At 60.4% G+C, this 22,078-nt stretch carries 21 protein-coding genes; 15 read left to right on the forward strand and 6 right to left on the reverse strand.

Annotated features, from left to right (window positions below):
* Positions 1 to 186: 186 nt before the first annotated feature.
* Together pyrC and rnt are read left to right on the forward strand one after the other, a co-directional pair.
* Complete coding sequence (pyrC, locus tag BT179_RS17670) at positions 187 to 1,233, forward strand: dihydroorotase (RefSeq protein ID WP_072395025.1); 1,047 nt, start codon at positions 187 to 189, stop codon at positions 1,231 to 1,233.
* Entirely contained in the window at positions 1,230 to 1,907 is a 678-nt protein-coding gene (gene rnt, locus BT179_RS17675; protein ID WP_072395027.1) for a ribonuclease T, read from the forward strand. The genes pyrC and rnt overlap by 4 nt, the downstream gene beginning before the upstream one ends.
* A 102-nt stretch (positions 1,908 to 2,009) precedes the next feature.
* Here rnt and BT179_RS17680 read toward each other — a convergent pair whose 3' ends face one another.
* Positions 2,010 to 2,612, reverse strand: coding sequence for a peroxiredoxin (locus BT179_RS17680; protein ID WP_072395029.1), 603 nt, complete (start codon positions 2,610 to 2,612; stop codon positions 2,010 to 2,012).
* A gap of 296 nt (positions 2,613 to 2,908) precedes the next feature.
* Here BT179_RS17680 and BT179_RS17685 point away from each other — a divergent pair, with 296 nt between their 5' ends.
* Both BT179_RS17685 and bfr read left to right on the forward strand, forming a co-directional pair.
* Complete coding sequence (locus BT179_RS17685; protein WP_003178704.1) at positions 2,909 to 3,127, forward strand: bacterioferritin-associated ferredoxin; 219 nt, start codon at positions 2,909 to 2,911, stop codon at positions 3,125 to 3,127.
* A 199-nt stretch (positions 3,128 to 3,326) separates the two neighbouring features.
* Positions 3,327 to 3,800, forward strand: a complete 474-nt coding sequence (gene bfr / locus BT179_RS17690) for a bacterioferritin (protein ID WP_072395031.1) — start codon at positions 3,327 to 3,329, stop codon at positions 3,798 to 3,800.
* Between the two features lie 165 nt (positions 3,801 to 3,965).
* Here bfr and grxD read toward each other — a convergent pair whose 3' ends face one another.
* The 3 genes from grxD to BT179_RS17705 all read right to left on the reverse strand — a co-directional run bounded on the left by grxD (position 3,966) and on the right by BT179_RS17705 (position 6,932).
* Entirely contained in the window at positions 3,966 to 4,304 is a 339-nt protein-coding gene (gene grxD / locus BT179_RS17695) for a Grx4 family monothiol glutaredoxin (protein ID WP_072395033.1), read from the reverse strand.
* 99 nt (positions 4,305 to 4,403) lie between these two features.
* The gene (locus BT179_RS17700) at positions 4,404 to 6,512 is read right to left on the reverse strand and encodes a molybdopterin oxidoreductase family protein (protein WP_072431864.1); all 2,109 of its coding nucleotides are present in this window, start codon (positions 6,510 to 6,512) and stop codon (positions 4,404 to 4,406) included.
* Between the two features lie 132 nt (positions 6,513 to 6,644).
* Positions 6,645 to 6,932, reverse strand: a complete 288-nt coding sequence (locus BT179_RS17705; protein ID WP_072395037.1) for a hypothetical protein — start codon at positions 6,930 to 6,932, stop codon at positions 6,645 to 6,647.
* 400 nt (positions 6,933 to 7,332) lie between these two features.
* Here BT179_RS17705 and argF point away from each other — a divergent pair, with 400 nt between their 5' ends.
* Positions 7,333 to 8,253 carry an ornithine carbamoyltransferase gene (gene argF / locus BT179_RS17710; protein ID WP_072431865.1) on the forward strand — a complete coding sequence of 307 codons (921 nt, stop codon included), beginning with the start codon at positions 7,333 to 7,335 and terminating at the stop codon, positions 8,251 to 8,253.
* Positions 8,250 to 9,359, forward strand: coding sequence for an ABC transporter ATP-binding protein (locus BT179_RS17715; protein ID WP_072431866.1), 1,110 nt, complete (start codon positions 8,250 to 8,252; stop codon positions 9,357 to 9,359). Before argF ends, BT179_RS17715 begins: the two co-directional genes overlap by 4 nt.
* Positions 9,360 to 9,423: 64 nt before the next feature.
* Here the strand turns inward: BT179_RS17715 and BT179_RS17720 are convergent, their stop codons facing one another.
* The gene (locus tag BT179_RS17720) at positions 9,424 to 10,206 is read right to left on the reverse strand and encodes a PhzF family phenazine biosynthesis protein (protein ID WP_072431867.1); all 783 of its coding nucleotides are present in this window, start codon (positions 10,204 to 10,206) and stop codon (positions 9,424 to 9,426) included.
* 163 nt (positions 10,207 to 10,369) lie between these two features.
* Complete coding sequence (ybaK, locus tag BT179_RS17725; protein WP_072395045.1) at positions 10,370 to 10,840, reverse strand: Cys-tRNA(Pro) deacylase; 471 nt, start codon at positions 10,838 to 10,840, stop codon at positions 10,370 to 10,372.
* A gap of 320 nt (positions 10,841 to 11,160) precedes the next feature.
* Here ybaK and BT179_RS17730 point away from each other — a divergent pair, with 320 nt between their 5' ends.
* From BT179_RS17730 to BT179_RS17770, 9 genes are all read left to right on the forward strand, one after another.
* A complete protein-coding gene (locus tag BT179_RS17730) occupies positions 11,161 to 12,012 on the forward strand; it encodes an MIP/aquaporin family protein (protein ID WP_072395047.1) in 852 nt (283 codons plus the stop codon).
* 70 nt (positions 12,013 to 12,082) lie between these two features.
* Positions 12,083 to 13,588, forward strand: coding sequence for a glycerol kinase GlpK (gene glpK / locus BT179_RS17735; protein WP_072395049.1), 1,506 nt, complete (start codon positions 12,083 to 12,085; stop codon positions 13,586 to 13,588).
* A gap of 83 nt (positions 13,589 to 13,671) precedes the next feature.
* The gene (locus BT179_RS17740; protein WP_072395051.1) at positions 13,672 to 14,427 is read left to right on the forward strand and encodes a DeoR/GlpR family transcriptional regulator; all 756 of its coding nucleotides are present in this window, start codon (positions 13,672 to 13,674) and stop codon (positions 14,425 to 14,427) included.
* 340 nt (positions 14,428 to 14,767) lie between these two features.
* Positions 14,768 to 16,306 carry a glycerol-3-phosphate dehydrogenase gene (gene glpD / locus BT179_RS17745; protein ID WP_072431894.1) on the forward strand — a complete coding sequence of 513 codons (1,539 nt, stop codon included), beginning with the start codon at positions 14,768 to 14,770 and terminating at the stop codon, positions 16,304 to 16,306.
* Positions 16,307 to 16,754: 448 nt separating this feature from the next.
* Positions 16,755 to 17,669, forward strand: a complete 915-nt coding sequence (locus BT179_RS17750) for a glutamate/aspartate ABC transporter substrate-binding protein (protein WP_072395052.1) — start codon at positions 16,755 to 16,757, stop codon at positions 17,667 to 17,669.
* Positions 17,670 to 17,862: 193 nt separating this feature from the next.
* Positions 17,863 to 18,609 carry an amino acid ABC transporter permease gene (locus BT179_RS17755; RefSeq protein ID WP_072395054.1) on the forward strand — a complete coding sequence of 249 codons (747 nt, stop codon included), beginning with the start codon at positions 17,863 to 17,865 and terminating at the stop codon, positions 18,607 to 18,609.
* Entirely contained in the window at positions 18,609 to 19,280 is a 672-nt protein-coding gene (locus BT179_RS17760; protein WP_072395056.1) for an amino acid ABC transporter permease, read from the forward strand. Before BT179_RS17755 ends, BT179_RS17760 begins: the two co-directional genes overlap by 1 nt.
* Positions 19,277 to 20,011, forward strand: a complete 735-nt coding sequence (locus tag BT179_RS17765) for an amino acid ABC transporter ATP-binding protein (protein ID WP_072395058.1) — start codon at positions 19,277 to 19,279, stop codon at positions 20,009 to 20,011. The genes BT179_RS17760 and BT179_RS17765 overlap by 4 nt, the downstream gene beginning before the upstream one ends.
* Before the next feature lie 161 nt (positions 20,012 to 20,172).
* Complete coding sequence (locus tag BT179_RS17770) at positions 20,173 to 22,074, forward strand: two-component sensor histidine kinase AauS (RefSeq protein ID WP_072395060.1); 1,902 nt, start codon at positions 20,173 to 20,175, stop codon at positions 22,072 to 22,074.
* Positions 22,075 to 22,078 lie beyond the last annotated feature (4 nt).

Here is a 22,078-nt window from a genome sequence, read left to right on the forward strand (position 1 = left end):
GGCTCCACTGGCTTTATACAAAAATCGATACACGCCGAGGCGTGACGCCGGTCCGGGGCATTGTCCCGGATCAGGGACATACCTGAAGGGGCTATCGGTAACTTGCGGCAAAACTTGATAGCGGATGCCTGCAACAGTCTTTTCCGGTAGCATTCCCCAGAGTTTGACCCGCCTGGAAGCCCCTCAATGTCCGACCGCCTGACCCTGCTGCGTCCCGACGACTGGCATATTCATCTTCGCGATGGTGCTGTGTTGACCCATACCGTCGCCGATGTGGCGCGTACCTTCGGGCGCGCAATCATCATGCCCAACCTGGTTCCGCCTGTACGCAACGCCGCCGAGGCCGATGGTTATCGCCAGCGCATCCTGGCCGCGCGGCCGGCCGGCAGCCGCTTCGAACCGCTGATGGTGCTTTACCTCACCGACCGTACCCAGCCCGAGGAAATCCGCGACGCCAAGGCCAGCGGCTTCGTCCATGCCGCCAAGTTGTACCCGGCTGGCGCCACGACGAACTCGGATTCCGGCGTCACCAGCATCGACAGGATCTTCCCGGTGCTGGAGGCCATGGCCGAAGTCGGGATGCCGTTGCTGATCCACGGAGAAGTCACCCGCGGTGATGTCGACGTGTTCGATCGCGAGAAAATCTTCATCGACGAGCATATGCGCCGCGTCGTGGAGCGCTTCCCGACTCTCAAGGTGGTGTTCGAGCACATTACCACCGCCGATGCCGTGCAATTCGTCAAGGAAGCGCCGGCCAACGTCGGCGCCACCATCACGGCGCATCACCTGTTGTACAACCGCAACCACATGCTGGTAGGCGGGATCCGGCCGCATTTCTATTGCCTGCCGATCCTCAAGCGCAACACCCACCAGGAGGCCTTGCTCGACGCCGCCACCAGTGGCAGCGCCAAGTTTTTCCTCGGCACGGATTCGGCGCCCCACGCCCGTCACGCCAAGGAAGCCGCTTGCGGTTGCGCCGGCTGCTACACGGCCTACGCCGCCATCGAAATGTATGCCGAGGCGTTCGAACAGCGTAATGCGCTGGACAGGCTCGAAGGCTTCGCCAGCCTCCACGGCCCTCGGTTCTATGGCCTGCCGGTGAACACCGATCGTATTACGCTGGTCCGCGACGAGTGGACCGCCCCCGCCAGCCTGCCCTTCGGCGAGCAGACTGTCATCCCGCTGCGCGCCGGTGAAAAACTGCGCTGGCGCCTGCTGGAGGAAACACCGTGAGTGAAGAGCATTTCGACGACGAACTGGACGGCAACGGTGGTTCTGGCGGCATCCGTCACCCCATGGCTGCACGGTTCCGGGGCTATCTGCCTGTCGTCGTTGACGTAGAGACCGGCGGTTTCAACTCCGCCACCGATGCGCTGCTGGAAATCGCCGCGACCACCATCGGCATGGACGAAAAAGGGTTCGTGTTCCCTGACCACACCTATTTCTTCCGTGTCGAACCGTTCGAAGGCGCCAACATCGAAGCGGCGGCCCTGGAGTTCACCGGGATCAAGCTCGACCATCCGTTGCGCATGGCGGTGAGCGAAGAAACAGCCCTGACCGACATCTTCCGTGGCGTCCGCAAGGCGCTCAAGGCCAATGGTTGCAAGCGCGCGATCCTGGTGGGTCATAACAGCAGCTTCGATCTGGGTTTCCTCAACGCAGCCGTTGCCCGCCTGGACATGAAGCGCAATCCGTTCCACCCCTTTTCCAGCTTCGACACTGCAACCCTGGCGGGCCTGGCATACGGCCAGACCGTCCTGGCCAAGGCCTGTCAGGCGGCCGACATCGATTTCGATGGTCGTGAGGCGCACTCGGCCCGCTACGACACCGAGAAGACCGCCGAGCTGTTCTGCGGCATCGTCAACCGGTGGAAAGAGCTGGGCGGCTGGCAGGATTTCGACGACTAGAGAGTAGAGTCAACCCAGCTCTGTGTTTCAGCCGATGATCCGGCTTGAAATACCCATAAAAAAACCGGCCACCAAGGGCCGGTTTTTTTATGCCTGATTCGCTTACAGCTTGTCGCCGTGCTCGCCCAGGTAGGCAGCAACACCTTCCGGGGAAGCGGTCATGCCTTTGTCGCCTTTTTTCCAGTTGGCCGGGCAGACTTCGCCGTGCTCTTCGTGGAATTGCAGAGCGTCGACCAGACGGATCAGCTCTTCCATGTTACGACCCAGCGGCAGGTCGTTGACGATCTGCGAACGGACCACGCCTTTGTCGTCGATCAGGAACGCGCCACGGAAAGCCACGCCGCCTTCGGACTCGACATCATAGGCCTTGGCGATTTCGTGCTTCATGTCGGCAGCCATGGTGTATTTCACCGGGCCGATGCCGCCGCCGTTGATCGGCGTGTTACGCCATGCGTTGTGAGTGAAGTGCGAGTCGATGGAAACAGCGATCACTTCCACGTTGCGAGCCTTGAAGTCGTCCATGCGGTGGTCCAGGGCGATCAGCTCGGATGGGCAGACGAAGGTGAAGTCCAGCGGGTAGAAGAACACCAGGCCGTATTTGCCTTTGATGGCCGACGACAGGGTGAAGCTGTCGACGATCTCGCCATTGCCGAGAACGGCAGGAACAGTGAAGTCAGGGGCTTGCTTGCCTACGAGTACGCTCATTGTATATCTCCTGGTGTAGTAACGTGAAAAACTCAGGTCCGCGCCAGCCTGCCACCCTCAGGCGACAGCCCTGTGACACGAACCCGCTTCGCAAGGACCGACCATCATACACCGCCCATTTGAGCTCTTCTCAACGGTTTTTGGTGATATCGAAAAATCGACAGCCCGACTTGGAAAGCCGTTCGTCAGCCCGGCATCTCTCTGACCTGGAAGCGTCGAGAAACCACTTTGACAATCATTCTCGTTAACATTAAGATCCGTCTCACTTAAGCCACAACCCGCGACGGTTCTTACTTATGTATGTTTGCCTCTGCACTGGCGTCACCGACGGACAAATCCGCGAAGCGATCTATGAAGGTTGCTGCAGCTATCGTGAAGTCCGCCAGGCCACCGGCGTAGCCAGCCAATGCGGCAAATGCGCATGCCTGGCCAAGGAAGTGGTTCGTGAAACCCTCGCCAAAGTACAAACGGCCCAGGCATCGATCCCCTACCCTGTAGAATTTACCGCCGCGTAAACACCGCTTTTCAAGGAACCGGACTCAATGTCCGGTTTTTTTATGCCTGTAAATCAAACGCTTAGCTTCCAGACGCGGAACACAAACATTCTTATTCCGATTAATTTTCATTTATTATTCAATAACTTAGGTTTGACACCCGGAAATGCGCGGCTCAAACTCTGCCTCATACACAGCTATTTTACAGGCAGGCCTCACCATGAAAGGCGACATCACAGTCATCCAGCATCTCAACAAGATCCTTGCCAATGAGCTGGTCGCAATCAATCAATACTTCCTGCACGCACGCATGTATGAAGATTGGGGCCTGAACAAGCTGGGCAAGCACGAGTACCACGAGTCCATCGACGAGATGAAACACGCGGACAAGCTGATCAAGCGCATCCTGTTCCTGGAAGGCCTGCCCAACGTCCAGGACCTGGGCAAGCTGCACATCGGCGAACACACCCGCGAAATGCTCGAATGCGACCTGCGTATCGAACGCACCGGGCATGCCGACCTGAAGGCCGCCATCGCCCACTGCGAAAGCGTTGGCGACTTCGGCAGCCGCGAACTGCTTGAAGACATTCTCGAGTCCGAGGAAGAGCATATCGACTGGCTGGAAACCCAGCTGGGCCTGATCGACAAAGTGGGCCTGGAGAATTACCTGCAATCGCAGATGGGCGACGAATAACCTCCGGCAAACGCGAACCAACAAAAAGCCCCGCCCTCTTGTGAGAGGCGGGGCTTTTTGTTGCCGGGATTTCAGGCAGTACCGACATCCACCCTGGAGGGAGCAGGCTCGCCCCACAAGGTTTGGCGCTTACCACAACCGGTGCGGTGAACCGACGCCCTTGGATCAGGCCTCGGTCTTCTTGGTCGCGTTGGCGACTGCTTCCTTGATGGTGCTCTGCAGGGAGCCGTCAGCAGCCATTTCAACCATGATGTCACTGCCACCGATCAGCTCACCGGCAACCCACAGTTGTGGAAAGGTTGGCCAGTTGGCGTACTTGGGCAGGTTGGCGCGGATTTCCGGGTTCTGCAGGATGTCGACATAGGCAAACTTCTCGCCACATCCCATCACGGCCTGAGCAGCCTTGGCCGAGAAACCGCACTGTGGCGCATTCGGCGAGCCTTTCATGTAGAGCAGCACGGTGTTGTTGGCAATCTGTTCTTTGATGGTTTCGATGATATCCATGGAGCACCTCGGCTTAAACTTCGCGACTCAAGTCGTCGACACGGTGGCGCATTGTAACGGAAACCCGAGCAAGGTGCTCGGTCTACGCTAGAGACAAATTCACGCAGCCGCCACCTTCACAGGCACACCGTTGAGGGCCGCGTTGCCGGACAATTCATCGAGCTGGCACTCATCGGTCAGGTCATTGGCACTGGAGCCGGGTTGCCCACTGGCGATACTCATCTGCACCCCCGGCCGGGCGTGTCCCCAGCCATGGGGCAGGCTGACAACGCCTTTCATCATGTCGGAGCAACCCTGCACTTCGACTTCAATCACGCCCACCCGCGAGCTGACCTTCACTCGCTGCCCATCGTCCAGCCCACGACTGGCCAGGTCGTCGGGATGCATCAGCAAGTGATGACGCGACTTGCCTTTCACCAGCCGATGGAAATTATGCATCCAGGAATTGTTGCTGCGAACGTGTCGACGACCGATCATCAGCAATTCGTCTGGCTGAGGGGCCTGAATCGCGGCGAACCGCCCGATATCGGCGAGGATCACGGCGGGAGCAGCCTGTATCCGCTGGTTTTCGGTTTTCAATCGCGACGCCAGGTTGGGCTTGAGCGCACCGAGGTCAAGGCCGTGCGGATGGTCGAACAGGGTCGCCAGGGACAGTTTGTGTGACGAGGCATCTCCATAAGGCCCTGCCCGCAAACCGAAATCGATCATCTGCGCGGGCGGCATGGTGGGCTTGAGCTCCTTGCCGGTCCTGGCGGCGAAGGCCTTGGCCAGGCCGACAAAGATCTCCCAATCGTGCAGCGCCCCTTCCGGCTTGGGCAGGATGGCCCGGTTGAAACGGGTCACGTTGCGCACCGCGAACAGGTTGAACGTGGTGTCATAGTGGTCATTTTCCAGCGCCGACGTCGAAGGCAGGATCAGGTCGGCGTAGCGGGTGGTTTCGTTGATGTACAGGTCCACGCTGACCATGAACTCCAGACCGTCCAGCGCCTGTTCCAGCTGTCGCCCGTTGGGCGTCGACAGCACCGGGTTGCCGGCCACCGTCACCAGGGCGCGAATCTGTCCTTCACCCTCGGTGAGCATTTCCTCGGCCAGGGTCGATACCGGCAACTCCCCGGCATACTCGGGACGCCCGGACACACGGCTTTGCCAGCGGTTGAAATGTCCACCCGAAGTGGTGGCGACCAGGTCCACCGCCGGTTCGGTGCACAAGGCGCCCCCCACTCGGTCCAGGTTACCGGTCACCAGGTTGATCACCTGGATCAGCCAGTGGCACAGCGTACCGAATGCCTGGGTCGAAACGCCCATCCGCCCGTAGCAGACAGCCGACGGGGCCGCGGCGAAGTCTCGGGCCAACTGACGGATCTGCGTTGCGGGCACCGCACACAGCGGGCTCATGGCCTCGGCCGTGAAGGCGGCCACAGCCTGGCGCACCTCTTGCAGCCCATCCACCGGCAAATGACTATCACGGGTCAGGCCTTCGCTGAACAGGGTATTGAGCATGCCGAACAACAGCGCGGCATCACCGCCTGGGCGCACGAAGAGGTGCTGGCTCGCGATGGCGGCCGTTTCGCTACGACGCGGATCGACCACCACCACTTTGCCGCCGCGGGCCTGGATCGCCTTGAGGCGTTTTTCCACGTCTGGCACGGTCATGATGCTGCCATTGGATGCCAGAGGATTGCCGCCCAGGATCAGCATGAAGTCGGTGTGATCGATGTCCGGGATCGGCAGCAGCAGGCCATGACCGTACATCAGGTGGCTGGTCAGGTGATGGGGCAACTGGTCCACGGAGGTCGCAGAGAAACGGCTGCGGGTCTTGAGCAGACCCAGGAAATAATTGCTGTGGGTCATCAGCCCGTAGTTGTGCACGCTGGGGTTGCCCTGATAGACCGCCACCGCATTCTGGCCGTGACGCGCCTGGATGTCCGCCAGGCGTTCGGCTACCAGCGCGAAGGCGTCTTCCCAGGCAATGGGCTGCCATTGACTGCCCACCCGCTGCATGGGTTGGCGCAGTCGGTCCGGATCGTTCTGGATATCCTGCAAGGCCACTGCCTTGGGGCAGATATGCCCCCGGCTGAAGCTGTCCAGCGAATCGCCCTTGATCGAGGTGATCGCCAGGCCCTGGCCTTCGGTTTCGGTGGTTTCCAGGGTCAAGCCACAGATGGCTTCACACAGATGGCACGCACGGTGATGAAGAGTCTTGGTCATGGCCAGTCTCTGTTTTATTCGTGGCGGGCACTTTTGGCCGCGGGAACAAAACTATGGCGCCTGGACCGTCACCGCGCCAGCGACGTTCGTCCTGTGAATTGCCGGGCATCAGGCTTGCCGATGAAGTTGGCGTCAGGGCTGCTCCACAGGAGGCGCCAGCAGCTGGATCTCCTCGACAGTCTCCACCTGTTCCTGGGCCATCGGCACGCCGGTCAGCTCGCCGATCAGACGCCAATGCTCGTCGAGCCCTCCGCTGATGGTGGCCATGCGATCGATCATGCGCCGTCCGGCGGCCTTGATGACTTCATCGTCGCTGCGCAACAACTCGAACGACATGGACGTCATCGAGGCGGTAAGGTGCGTCAGGGAGCGTGCCGTCAGCCCCAGCAATTCCATCAGTTGTTGCTCTTTCGAATCCATTTCGACGCTCCTGCCTCTAAGAGGTCTTTTATAACCCAGCCCCCTGCTTTAGGAAATGCTCACATCCGACAACTGACAGGCAGATCCTCAAACGCGAGCGCAAACCATCCACCAACGACCTCGCCCCCGCCCTGCTTGATTGCCAAGCCGTATACCGCCAGTGTACAAAGGGATCGCCGCTGTCAGGAAACCGGCCTCGAATCGCCTCCGTATTCGTACGCCGGCCTCGCTGAATTCCCCTAAAAACCAGGGCACTATTGGTAATACGCGACATTTAATGTCAATATCGCGCCTTCCCCTATTTTCGTCGCCCCGTGCGGCTTTTGCCGCAGGTCTCGCCCGTTTTTTCGTTAAACAAGGCTTTGAGCATCTGCGGTCAGTTACAAAAAGGTAGTCAATGATGAGCGCAAGGCACTTTCTCTCCCTGATGGACTTCACGACCGATGAGTTGCTCGGCGTGATCCGTCGAGGCGTGGAGCTCAAGGACCTGCGTAACCGCGGTGTACTGTTCGAGCCCTTGAAAAACCGCGTGCTGGGGATGATCTTCGAGAAGTCGTCGACCCGCACCCGCATTTCGTTCGAAGCCGGCATGATCCAGCTCGGCGGCCAGGCGATCTTCCTGTCGCCCCGCGACACCCAGCTGGGCCGCGGCGAGCCGATCAGCGACTGCGCCATCGTCATGTCCAGCATGCTCGATGTCGTGATGATCCGAACCTTTGCCCACAGCACCCTGACCGAGTTTGCGGCCCACTCCCGCGTACCGGTGATCAACGGCCTGTCCGACGACCTGCACCCCTGCCAGTTGCTGGCCGACATGCAGACGTTCCTCGAACACCGTGGCTCGATCCAGGGCAAGACCGTCGCCTGGGTCGGTGATGGCAACAACATGTGCAACAGCTATATAGAAGCGTCGATGCAACTCGACTTCCAGCTGCGCATTGCCTGTCCCGAAGGCTACGACCCCAACCCTGAACTGGTGGCCAGGGCCGGGGACCGTGTCACCATCGTCCGCGATCCGAAACTGGCAGTGCCCGGCGCGCACCTGGTGAGCACCGACGTCTGGACCTCCATGGGCCAGGAAGAAGAAACCGCCAAGCGACTCAAGGATTTCGCGCCGTTCCAGGTCACCCGGGCGCTGCTCGACCTGGCGACACCTGAAGTGCTGTTCATGCATTGCCTGCCCGCTCACCGCGGCGAGGAGATCAGCTTCGATGTCCTGCAAGACCCACGGGCGGTAGCGTGGGACCAGGCAGAGAACCGTCTCCATGCGCAGAAGGCCCTGCTGGAGTTTCTCGTCGAGCCGGCGTACCACCACGCATGAGCCATCCCCTGCTCCTGAACCTGCATGACCTGGCCTGTGGTTACCAGAACCAGCGGGTCGTGCAAAACCTCAACCTGCACCTCAATGCCGGCGATATCGGTTGCCTGCTCGGCTCCTCCGGGTGCGGCAAGACCACGACGCTGCGGGCCATAGCCGGTTTCGAACCGGTGCATGCAGGGGAGATCCAACTGGACGGGCAAATTATTTCCCGCGCCGGCTTCACCCTCGCCCCGGAAAAACGCCGCATCGGCATGGTGTTCCAGGATTACGCACTGTTCCCTCACCTGAGCGTGGCCGAGAACATTGCCTTCGGCATTCGCAAGCATCCGGACAAGGAACGCGTGGTCGAAGAACTCCTGGAACTGGTCAACCTGAAGAACCTGGGCAAGCGCTTGCCCCATGAGCTCTCCGGCGGCCAGCAACAACGCGTGGCGCTGGCCCGTGCGTTGGCCCCGGAGCCACAACTGTTGTTGCTCGACGAACCTTTCTCCAATCTCGACGGCGAGCTGCGACGCAAGCTCAGTCATGAGGTGCGCGACATCCTCAAGGCCCGCGGTACCAGCGCGATCCTGGTCACACACGACCAGGAAGAAGCCTTTGCCGTGAGCGACCATGTCGGTGTATTCAAGGAAGGTCGACTCGAGCAGTGGGATACGCCCTACAACCTCTATCACGAACCGCTGACGCCGTTCGTTGCCAGTTTCATCGGCCAGGGTTATTTCATTCGTGGCCAACTCGACAGCCCGGAATCGGTCCAGACCGAACTGGGGGTGCTGCGCGGCAATCGAGCCTACACCTGGCCCATCGGCTGCGCAGTGGACGTACTGCTGCGGCCGGACGATATCGTCTACTCCCCCGATAGCCCGCTCACCGCCACGATCGTCGGCAAGACATTCCAGGGGGCTTCAACCCTGTATCGCCTCCAACTGCCGACGGGAGCACAGCTGGAATCGATCTTCCCGAGCCACGCCGACCATCAGGTCGGCGCCAGTGTCGGCATCCGGGTGTCGGCTGAACACCTGGTGCTGTTCCAGGCTTCCGGCAGCACGGCGGCGCATATCCCGCCAGTGGAAAGCGGCGTGCGCCGATACAGCAGCGCCAACTGATGTTCAAGTGTTCGCCTTTGAGGCGAGGGAAAATGCCCCCTCGCCTCAAGCGCATGGAAAGTGGTCAGCCCAGCATCAGGGTCCCGCTGGCTACCAGCGTCGCATTGCCACCGATCTTCACGCGCTCGCCCTCCAGCCTGCAGAACAGCGCCCCGCCCCGTGCCGAGCACTGGTAAGCCGTCAGCCCTAGCTTGCCCAGACGCTTGGACCAGTATGGAATCAGGCTGCAATGGGTCGAGCCGGTCACCGGGTCTTCGTTGATGCCAATGGCAGGCGCGAAGTAACGTGAGACGAAGTCATGCCGGCTGCCGGGTGCGGTCACGATGGCGCCGGGCCACGGCAATTTCGCCAGGGCCGCCATGTCCGGCTTGCAGTCGAGTACCGCCTGTTCCGACTCCAGCACCACGAACAGCTCATTGAAGCCCAGCACATCCACCGCCTCGACGCCCAGGGCGCTCTGGACCGCCAGGGATGCTCCTACTTCCCCAGGCATGGTGGCAGGGAAATCCAGCCACAGCCGATCCCCTTGGCGAGTGACGCTCAAAGACCCGGATTTGCAGATAAAGTCCAGCCTCTCCACCGTTTCGTGATAGATCTCGAACAACACGTAGGCACTGGCCAAGGTGGCGTGCCCACATAAGGGCACTTCAGTGGTGGGAGTAAACCAACGGATATGCCAACGCTGGCCTTCGCGTACCAGAAAAGCCGTCTCGGCCAGGTTGTGTTCCGAGGCGATCTTCTGCATCAAGTCATCGGCAAGCCAGGCGTCGAGTCGGTAGACCATCGCCGGGTTACCGCCAAACGGCCGGTCACTGAACGCATCGACTTGATGAAACGCGAGCTGCATGGCACTTCTCCTTGTTATTGATGCACCAGCATGAAGGCTGAGGACACCGGTTATCCAGTGACAGATCGGCGGATTTTTCACCCGACAGAACAGGACCGACGATCCAGGTCCCATCGTGCCGGACGCGCTGCCCCACTTCGCGAGAAGGCAGAAAACGGCTCTTTCAAGCCCGCCCGATCTGCGCGAACTTCGCCCCGGTGTGTTCGGCCAATACCGAAGGCGCCAGTTCCACTTCCAGGCCACGCCGTCCCGCGCTGACAAAGATGCTGGCGAAGGGCTGGGCGGAACTGTCGATGAACGTCCGCAGGCGTTTTTTCTGCCCCAAGGGGCTGATACCTCCGAGCAGGTAACCAGTGGAGCGTTGCGCGGCCGCCGGATCGGCCATCTCGACTTTCTTCACACCCGCGGCATGAGCCAGCGCCTTCAGGTCCAGGCTACCGGCTACAGGCACCACGGCCACCAACAGCTCACCTTTTTCGCTCGCCGCCAATAACGTCTTGAACACTTGCGCCGGATCGAGTTCCAGTTTTTCTGCAGCTTCCAGACCGTACGAGGCGGCCTTGGGATCATGTTCGTAACTGTGGATACGATGATCGGCGCGCACCTTTTTCAGCAGATCCAATGCGGGGGTCATGACCGCTCCTGACGAGAAATCAAAAAAGAGTGAACGGGATTCTAAGTGATCGGCATCCAAAAGGCTTCGGGGCACGGCACCACGCTATAGGAGAGATATCGGCACCATGGTCATTCACATCATTGATAGTTGAAAAGTGACTGCTGGTTCATTTTCGACCTTTGACAGTAGCGTTTCTTGTCTATATTTTTTCGAAACTGAAAGACATATCGTGTGTCTACAAGCAACACCCCGAGCCCAGGATGGGGATCCTGCCTCGGTGAAAAACGCGCGATCGAAGCCTTACCGAATGCGCGGACAACAACAAAACCGAGGTTTGCATGACAGTCGATCTACAACAGCCGTCCCTTTCCAGCCAGTGCCTGGCCGAATTCCTCGGAACCGCCCTGCTGATCTTTTTTGGAACCGGTTGTGTTGCAGCGCTCAAGGTCGCGGGTGCCAGTTTCGGCCTGTGGGAAATCAGCATCATCTGGGGCGTCGGTGTCAGCATGGCGATCTACCTCAGCGCGGGTGTTTCCGGCGCGCACCTGAACCCCGCCGTCAGCATCGCCCTGTGCATCTTCACCGACTTCGAAAAACGCAGATTGCCCTTCTATATTGTTTGCCAGGTCGCCGGCGCCTTTTGCGGCGCGCTCCTGGTCTACCTGCTGTACAGCAACCTGTTCTTCGATTTCGAACAATCCCGCCACATGATTCGCGGCACCCAGACCAGCCTCGAACTGGCCTCGGTGTTTTCCACCTACCCGCACCCGGCGCTGTCCACCGGCCAGGCCTTCCTGGTGGAAACGATCATCACCGCCATCCTGATGGGGGTGATCATGTCCCTGACGGACGACAACAACGGTCTGCCTCGCGGCCCGTTGGCACCACTGCTGATCGGCCTGCTGATCGCAGTGATCGGCAGCTCGATGGGCCCGTTGACCGGCTTCGCGATGAACCCGGCACGGGACTTCGGCCCCAAGCTGATGACTTTCTTCGCCGGCTGGGGTGAAATTTCCCTTACCGGTGGACGTGATATCCCGTACTTCCTGATTCCGATTTTTGCACCCATTGTCGGTGCATGCCTGGGCGCCGCGGCTTATCGAGGGCTGATTGCCCGACATCTGCCCAGCGCCACCCATGCTACAAAGGACGCCACACCGGCCATTGACGGCAAGGCCAGAACCTCTTGAAACAGTGGGTGCGCATCGCATGCTGTGCACCGTGGGCTTTATCCCTCATTTACGTCCCAAGGCAATCGACATGACCGATATCCAGAACAAGAACTACATCATTGCCCTCGATCAGGGTACGACCAGCTCCCGAGCGATCATCTTCGACCGCGACGCCAATGTGGTCGGCACCGCCCAGCGCGAATTCGTCCAGCACTACCCGCAGCCCGGCTGGGTCGAACACGACCCGATGGAGATCTTCGCCACCCAGAGCGCCGTCATGGTCGAAGCCCTGGCCCAGGCCGGCCTGCACCATGACCAGGTGGCCGCCATCGGCATCACCAACCAGCGTGAAACCACGGTGGTCTGGGACAAGACCACCGGCCGCCCGATCTACAACGCCATCGTCTGGCAGTGCCGGCGCAGCACCGAAATCTGCCAGCAACTCAAGCGCGACGGCCATGAGCAATACATCAGCGACACCACCGGCCTGGTCACCGACCCGTATTTCTCCGGCACCAAGCTCAAGTGGATCCTGGACAATGTCGAAGGCAGCCGCGAGCGCGCGCGCAACGGTGAACTGCTGTTCGGCACCGTAGACAGCTGGCTGATCTGGAAATTTACCGGCGGCAAGGTGCATGTCACCGACTACACCAACGCCTCGCGCACCCTGCTGTTCAACATCCACTCGCTGGAGTGGGACGCGAAGATGCTCGACATCCTGGACATCCCCCGGGAAATGCTCCCGGAAGTAAAGCCCTCGTCGCAGATCTATGGCCGCACCAAGAGCGGCATCGCCATCGGCGGCATCGCCGGTGACCAGCAGGCCGCCCTTTTCGGCCAGATGTGCGTGGAACCGGGCCAGGCCAAGAACACCTACGGTACCGGCTGCTTCCTGCTGATGAACACCGGCGACAAGGCCGTCAAGTCCAGCCACGGCATGCTCACCACCATCGCCTGCGGTCCCCGCGGCGAAGTGGCCTATGCCCTGGAAGGCGCGGTGTTCAACGGCGGCTCCACCGTGCAGTGGCTGCGCGATGAGCTGAAGATCATCAATGACGCCCTCGATACCGAATACTTCGCCAACAAGGTCAAGGACAGCAACGGCGTGTACCTCGTGCCGGCCTTCACCGGCCTGGGCGCTCCCTATTGGGACCCCTACGCCCGTGGTGCGCTGTTCGGCCTGACCCGTGGCGTGCGGGTCGACCACATCATTCGCGCGACACTGGAGTCGATCGCCTACCAGACCCGCGATGTGCTCGACGCCATGCAACAGGACGCCGGCGAACGTCTCAAAGCGCTGCGCGTGGATGGCGGCGCGGTGGCGAACAACTTCCTGATGCAATTTCAGGCGGACATCCTGGGAACCCGGGTAGAACGTCCGAAAATGCGCGAAACCACCGCCCTGGGCGCTGCCTACCTGGCCGGCCTGGCCTGCGGTTTCTGGGGCAGCCTGGAAGAACTGCGCGGCAAAGCGATGATCGAGCGCGAATTCGAACCGCAACTGGACGAACAAGCCAAGGAAAAACTCTACGCAGGCTGGAAAAAAGCGGTCAGCCGCACCCGCGATTGGGAGCCCCACGAAGACGCCGAATAAGCCCCTGAGGGTCTGAAACTGGCCGGGAGTGGATTCCTGCGGCATCATGGGCAAATTTTGTATGGCAGCCCAAAGGAAGCCCCATGAATCTGCCTCCCCGTCAGCAGCAAATCCTCGAACTGGTCCGCGAGCGCGGCTATGTCAGTATCGAGGAAATGGCGCAGTTATTCGTCGTGACTCCGCAGACCATCCGCCGCGACATCAATCAACTGGCGGAAATGAATCTGCTGCGCCGCTACCACGGCGGCGCGGCCTACGACTCAAGCGTGGAAAACACCGCCTACGCCATGCGCGCCGATCAGATGCGCGACGAGAAGCAACGTATCGCCGAAGCCATCGCCGCCCAGATCCCCGATCACGCCTCGCTGTTCATCAACATCGGCACCACCACTGAATCCATCGCCCGGGCGCTGCTCAATCACAACCATCTCAAGGTCATCACCAACAACCTTCACGTGGCCTCGATCCTCAGCGCCAAGGACGACTTCGAAGTCCTGATCGCCGGCGGCAACGTACGCCGTGACGGTGGCGTGGTGGGCCAGGCCAGCGTCGACTTCATCAACCAGTTCAAGGTGGACTTCGCCCTGGTGGGCATCAGCGGTATCGACGAAGACGGCAGCCTGCTGGATTTCGACTACCAGGAAGTGCGCGTCTCCCAGGCGATCATCGCCAACGCCCGGCAGGTGCTGCTGGCGGCGGACTCCAGCAAGTTCGGGCGCAACGCCATGGTTCGCCTGGGCCCCATCAGCCTGATCGATTGCCTGGTGACCGACCAGCAACCCGTGCCGGCCCTGGCGCAATTGCTGAGCCAGCACAAGATTCGGCTGGAAGTGGTCTGACGCCCTCTCGGTACCCTGTGGCGACAGGATTCTGTGGCGAGGGGATTCATCCCCGCCGGGTTGCGCAGCAATCCCAATACAGTCACTCAATTTGCCTGGTATACCGAGTCGCGCAAATCCAGGGTTGCTGCGCAACCCAACGGGGATGAATCCCCTCGCCACAAATACCTCCTGCCTGCGTCAAGCAATCTTCGTGTTCGAAAATTTTCCTTTCAGCTTCCTTTGATCAGTATTTTCAATCGAAGTTGGCTGGCTGTTGCTGTCTTTATGGGCTAGTATTTTTCGCAAATGAACATTAATGTTCGATTTCAAATATTCAAAAAGACCCCGAGGCCAGCCGATGCCCACTTCTACCTTGCCTACGCCCCCTCTCGCCGAAGTTTATGACATCGCCGTCATCGGTGGCGGCATCAATGGCGTGGGGATCGCCGCGGATGCTGCCGGTCGCGGTCTTTCGGTGTTCCTTTGCGAAAAGGACGACCTGGCCAGCCACACTTCGTCGGCCAGCAGCAAACTGATCCATGGCGGCCTGCGCTATCTCGAACATTACGAGTTCCGCCTGGTGCGTGAAGCGCTGGCCGAGCGCGAAGTGTTGCTGACCAAGGCTCCGCACATCGTCAAGCAGATGCGCTTCGTGTTGCCCCATCGTCCGCACCTGCGTCCGGCGTGGATGATCCGCGCCGGCCTGTTCCTCTATGACCACCTGGGCAAGCGCGAGCAGCTCGCCGGCTCCAGGAGCCTGAAGTTCGGCGCCGACAGCGCGTTGAAAAGCGAAATCACCAAGGGCTTCGAATATTCCGATTGCTGGGTCGATGACGCGCGGCTGGTGGTGCTCAATGCCATGGCCGCCCGGGAAAAAGGCGCCCACATCCATACACGCACCCGTTGCGTGAACGCTCGTCGCAGCAAGGGGCTGTGGCACTTGAACCTGGAACGTGCCGACGGCAGCCTGTTCTCGATCCGTTCCAAGGCACTGGTGAATGCCGCCGGCCCGTGGGTCGCCAAGTTCATCCGCGACGACCTGAAAATGGAATCGCCCTATGGCATCCGGCTGATCCAGGGTAGCCATGTCATCGTGCCAAAACTCTACGAAGGCGAACATGCGCACATTCTTCAGAACGAAGACCAACGAATCGTGTTCACCATTCCCTATCTGAACCAATTCACCCTGATCGGCACCACCGACCGCGAATACACCGGCGACCCGGCCAAGGTAGCGATTACCGACGGCGAAACCGATTACCTGTTGAATGTGGTCAACGCCCACTTCAAGAAGCAGATCAGCCGCAGCGATATCCTGCACAGCTATTCCGGCGTACGCCCGTTATGCAACGACGAGTCGGACAACCCCTCGGCAGTCACCCGGGACTACACCCTGGCGCTGTCCGGCGGCGGCGAAGACGCCCCGCTGCTGTCGGTATTCGGTGGCAAGCTGACCACCTACCGCAAACTGGCCGAATCGGCCATGGCGCAGCTGGCGCCGTATTTCACCCAGATGCGCCCGAGCTGGACGGCCGTCGACCCGCTGCCCGGTGGCGAAAACATGACCACGCCACAAGCATTGTGCTCTTCGATCCGCGACAAGTTCGACTGGGTACCGACCGAGCTCGCCCGCCGTTGGGCCACCACGTATGGCAGCCGTACCTGGCGCATGCTCGAAGGCGTGCACAGCCTGGCAGACCTGGGCGAACACATCGGTGGCGGCCTCTACACCCGGGAAGTCGACTACCTGTGCAGCGATGAATGGGCCGTCAGCGCCCAGGACATCCTGTGGCGCCGCAGCAAACTGGGCTTGTTTACCAGCGCGGCCGAACAGCAAAAGCTTCAACAGTACCTGGACGAGGTCGAACACAACCGCCGCAAGATAGAAGCGGCCTGACGAATATTGCGCACAACCTAAAGCCCCTGAATCCAGCGATTCAGGGGCTTTTTGCTATCCGGCATCCACCGATGCCCCCCTGTGGGAGCGAGCTTGCTCGCGATGAGACCAGCACATTCAACACCCTGGGGAGATTGACACACCGCTATCGCGAGCAAGTTCGCTCCCACAATAGCTCAGGGCAGGTTAAAGGCATTCGGTTTTCCGAACGCGACCCGACAGTCAATTCGGCTAACCGGATAAACAAGCTATACAAAATCCGAAACAAAACATTAATTTCATTTAAAAACAATAAGTTAGCTATACATCACTGGCCTGGCACGAGTCATGCTCTACACTCGTGGAGACGATTGTCCGGGTGCCAGCACAACAGGAGCTACCGGACATCAGAGGTACTCAGGGCCGACGTACCGGCCGAAATAAAAAAAACAATGTCGAGGAAACATCGATGCGTATCGTTCCCCATCTCCTGGGCGCAGCCATTGCTGCCGCTCTGATCAGCACTCCAGTCTTCGCGGCCGAACTGACCGGCACGCTGAAAAAGATCAAAGAGTCCGGCGTCATCACGCTCGGGCATCGCGACGCTTCCATTCCGTTTTCCTACATCGCGGACGCTTCCGGTAAACCGGTCGGCTACTCCCACGACATCCAGTTGAAAGTCGTCGAGGCGCTGAAAAAAGACCTGGACATGCCGAACCTGCAGGTCAAGTACAACCTGGTCACCTCCCAGACCCGTATCCCGCTGGTGCAGAACGGCACCGTGGACCTGGAGTGCGGCTCCACCACCAACAACGTGGAACGCCAGCAGCAGGTTGATTTCTCCGTCGGCATCTTCGAGATCGGCACTCGCCTGCTCTCCAAGAAAGATTCCAAGTACAAGGATTTCGACGATCTCAAAGGCAAGAACGTCGTGACCACCGCCGGCACCACCTCCGAGCGCCTGCTCAAGGCGATGAACGCCGACAAGCAGATGGGCATGAACGTCATCTCCGCCAAGGACCACGGCGAGTCCTTCCAGATGCTGGAATCGGGCCGTGCCGTTGCGTTCATGATGGACGACGCCCTGCTGGCCGGCGAAGCCGCCAAGGCCAAGAAGGCCAGCGACTGGGAAGTGACCGGTACCCCACAGTCGTATGAAATCTATGGCTGCATGATGCGCAAGGGCGACGCGCCGTTCAAAAAGGCCGTGGATGACGCCATCGTGGCCACCTACAAGTCGGGCGAAATCAACAAGATCTACGACAAATGGTTCACCCAGCCCATCCCGCCAAAGAACCTGAACCTGAACTTCCCGATGAGCGACGAGCTCAAGGCATTGATCGCCAATCCGACCGACAAGGCGGCTGACGACAAGAAGTCCTGATTTTCTGACTAACCTTATCTCCTGAAGGGGCCCGGCCCTTTCAGGGGATGGTCACTCCCTGCTGGCAATTTTCAGGAAACACTCGAACCGGTGCTATCGAGCCGAACGCGTGTGCCCGGCCGTCAAGGCTGGACGGGAACGGAGCTTCCCCAGGCGGGCATTTGTACATCGAACGATCTGAGGGGAGACCCTGATGAATTACAACTGGGACTGGGGCGTGTTCTTCAAGTCCACCGGCGTGGGCAGCGAGATCTATCTCGACTGGTACGTGGCCGGCCTGGGCTGGACCATTGCCATCGCCGTCGCGGCCTGGATCATTGCCCTGCTGCTGGGCTCGATCCTCGGCGTGATGCGCACCGTGCCGAACCGGCTGGTGTCGGGTATCGCCACTTGCTACGTGGAGCTCTTCCGAAACGTACCACTGCTGGTTCAGCTGTTTATCTGGTATTTCCTGATACCCGACCTGCTGCCCGAGAACCTGCAGGAATGGTACAAGCAGGACCTGAACCCGACCACCTCGGCCTACCTGAGCGTCGTCGTGTGCCTGGGCCTGTTCACCGCCGCCCGGGTTTGCGAACAGGTGCGCACCGGTATCCAGGCACTGCCGCGGGGCCAGGAATCCGCCGCCCGGGCCATGGGCTTCAAGCTGCCGCAGATCTACTGGAACGTGCTGCTGCCCCAGGCCTACCGGATCATCATTCCGCCGCTTACCTCGGAATTCCTCAACGTCTTCAAGAACTCCTCCGTGGCCTCGCTGATCGGCCTCATGGAGTTGCTGGCGCAGACCAAGCAGACCGCCGAGTTCTCCGCCAACCTGTTCGAAGCGTTCACCCTGGCGACGCTGATCTACTTCACCCTGAACATGAGCCTGATGCTGCTCATGCGCATGGTCGAGAAGAAAGTGGCAGTGCCCGGCCTGATCTCCGTAGGGGGTAAATGATGGAATTCGATTTCACGGGCATCGTCCCGGCCATTCCCGGCTTGTGGAACGGCATGGTGATGACGCTCAAGCTGATGGCCCTGGGCGTGGTCGGCGGGATCGTTCTGGGAACGATCCTGGCCCTCATGCGCCTGTCCCACAACAAGCTGGTCTCCAACATCGCCGGCACCTACGTCAACTATTTCCGCTCGATCCCGCTGCTGCTGGTGATCACCTGGTTCTACCTGGCGGTGCCATTCGTGCTGCGCTGGATCACCGGCGAGGACACCCCGATCGGTGCGTTCGGCTCCTGCGTCGTGGCGTTCATGATGTTCGAGGCGGCGTATTTCTGCGAAATCGTGCGGGCCGGCGTGCAGTCGATCCCCAAGGGCCAGATGGGCGCGGCACAGGCACTGGGCATGAATTATGGCCAGACCATGCGCCTGATCATCCTGCCCCAGGCGTTTCGCAAGATGACCCCGCTGCTGCTGCAGCAGAGCATCATCCTGTTTCAGGACACCTCGCTGGTCTACACGGTCGGCCTGGTGGACTTCCTCAATGCTTCGCGGGCCAGTGGCGACATCATCGGCCGCTCCAATGAGTTCCTGATCATCGCAGGTCTCGTGTACTTCACAATCAGCTTTGCCGCCTCGCTGCTGGTCAAGCGTCTGCAAAAAAGGTTCGCCGTATGATCTCTATCAAGAACATCAACAAGTGGTATGGGGACTTCCAGGTACTGACCAATTGCAGCACCGAGGTCAGCAAGGGTGAGGTCGTGGTGGTGTGCGGTCCGTCGGGCTCGGGCAAATCCACGCTGATCAAGTGCGTGAATGCCCTGGAGCCGTTCCAGAAAGGCGACATCGTGGTCGACGGCACGTCCATCGCCGATCCGAAGACCAACCTGCCGAAACTGCGTTCGCGGGTGGGCATGGTGTTCCAGCACTTCGAGCTGTTCCCGCACCTGACCATCACCGAAAACCTGACCATCGCGCAGATCAAGGTGCTGGGTCGCAGCAAGGAAGAAGCCACCAAGAAAGGCCTGCAGTTGCTTGAACGGGTCGGCCTCTCCGCCCATGCCCACAAGCATCCGGGCCAGCTTTCCGGCGGCCAGCAACAGCGCGTGGCCATTGCCCGGGCGCTGGCGATGGACCCGGTGGTGATGCTGTTCGACGAACCGACCTCGGCCCTCGACCCGGAAATGGTCAACGAAGTGCTCGATGTGATGGTGCAACTGGCCCACGAAGGCATGACCATGATGTGCGTGACCCACGAAATGGGCTTCGCCCGCAAAGTGGCGAACCGGGTGATCTTCATGGACCAGGGCCAGATCATCGAGGATTGCGCGAAGGAAGAATTCTTCGGCGACATCAGCGCCCGCTCTGAACGTGCGCAGCATTTCCTCGAGAAGATCCTGCAGCACTAAACAACACCACTCTCCCCTGTGGGAGCGAGCTTGCTCGCGATAGCAGACTGTCAGTCAACATTATTGTCGGCCGGTAAACAGTCATCGCGAGCAAGCTCGCTCCCACAAGGATCCAGTGTTGGCTTGTAGATTTGTGTTGTGGTTGACCCAAGGCTTCTGTGATGAAATGCGACCCCACCCTTTATCGCGCCGCGCCGCCATCACTCGCCGTGAAACCTCGCCTGATCCGCCACCTGTTGCTGCCACCGCTGATCATCGCCCTGACGATCGGCCTGGGTTATCTCGGTTTCTGGATCAGCGAGCACTACGGCATCCGTGGCCTGGCCGAGAACGGCGAGCGCCAGCTGGAGCTGCATGCCCGCGCAGTAGAGAGCGAGATCAGCAAGTACACCTACCTGCCCAGCCTGCTGGAGCTTGAATCCAGCGTCTCGCAACTGCTCGACGACCCGACACCCGAGCATCGCAAGACCGTCAACGAATACCTCGAAGGCCTGAACCGACGCAGCCGCAGCCGGGCCATCTACGTCATGGACACCACCGGTCGGGTCATGGCCACCAGCAACTGGCGCGATGTCGACAGTTACCTGGGCGAAGACCTGTCTTTCCGGGCCTATTTCCAGAACGCCGTGCGTGGTCAACCGGGCCGCTTCTATGGCATCGGCAGTACGAACGGCGAGCCCGGCTATTACCTGGCCCATGGCCTGGAGCAACAAGGCAAGATCATCGGCGTCGCCGTGGTCAAGGTGCGCCTCGAAGCCCTCGAAGAACGCTGGCAACGGGCCCGCCTGGAGGCGTTCGTCAGTGACGAGAATGGCGTCATCATTCTCTCCAGCGATCCGGCACGACGGCTCAAGTCGGTACGACCGCTGAGCGACGAAACCAAGGAACGCCTGGCCCGCAGCCTTCAATACTACTGGTTCCCGCTGAACGAACTGGTGCCTCTGGACCGGGAGCGGCTAACCGAAGGCATGGAAAAACTGACCTTCCCCGCCAACACCCAGGTGGCGCCCGACAAACAAGCCATCAGCTACCTCTCCCAGACCCGCCCCCTGAGCGATACACCGTGGAATTTCACCTTGTTGACGCCGCTTGAGGACCTGCGCCGACAGGCCGTCAACCAAGGCATCCTGGTAGCGGTGGCGTTCGCCCTGGTGGCGTTCCTGCTGATCGCCTGGAACGAGCGACGCAAGGTTATCGCCACCCGCCTCGCCGCCCGCGAGGCCCTGCAGGAAGCCAACAACCAGCTCGAACGGCGGATTACCGAACGCACCAGCGACCTGCGGGCCAGCAATGAACGCCTCAAGAACCAGATCCGCGAACGCCGCCAGGCCGAAGAGACCCTGCGTCGCGCCCAGGATGAACTGGTCCAGGCGGGAAAACTGGCGGCTATCGGCCAGATGTCCACCAGCATCGCCCACGAACTCAACCAGCCACTGGCGGCCCTGCGCACCCTGTCCGGCAATACCGTGCGCTTCCTGGAGCGTGGCCAGCTGGATATCGCCAATGCCAATCTCAAGACCATCAATGAACTGATCGACCGCATGGGCCGGATCACCGCCAGCCTGCGCTCCTTCGCCCGACGTGGGGACGACCAGGGCCGGGCCAGCCTCGGCAAGGCCGTCGAGGCCGCCTTGCAACTGCTGGGCGCCCGCCTTGAGAACCTGAACGTGAAGGTGCAGGCCGATTTCGATAACGTGCAGGTACAGATCGACCAGACACGCCTGGAGCAGATCCTCGGGAACCTGGTGGGCAATGCCCTGGATGCCATGCAGGCGCAGGCCGAGCCTCGACTGTGGCTTGAAGGCGAAGCCCTGGAGGGCAAGTATCGCCTGCGGGTGCGGGACAATGGCCACGGCATCGATCCGCAGGCACGCAAGCATCTGTTCGAACCTTTCTTCACCACCAAACCCGGCGAGCAGGGCCTTGGCCTGGGCCTGACCCTCTCGGCGAGCCTGGCCGCCGCTGCGGGCGGTCACCTGGAAGTCGAGCACCCCGATGACGGTGGCACCACCTTCGTCCTCAGTTTACCGTTGGTAAGCCTTTCACCTGCCGAGCCGCTATGAACAA

The organism is Pseudomonas sp. NFACC43 (assembly GCF_900119645.1).
In the GTDB taxonomy this organism is placed as follows: domain Bacteria; phylum Pseudomonadota; class Gammaproteobacteria; order Pseudomonadales; family Pseudomonadaceae; genus Aquipseudomonas.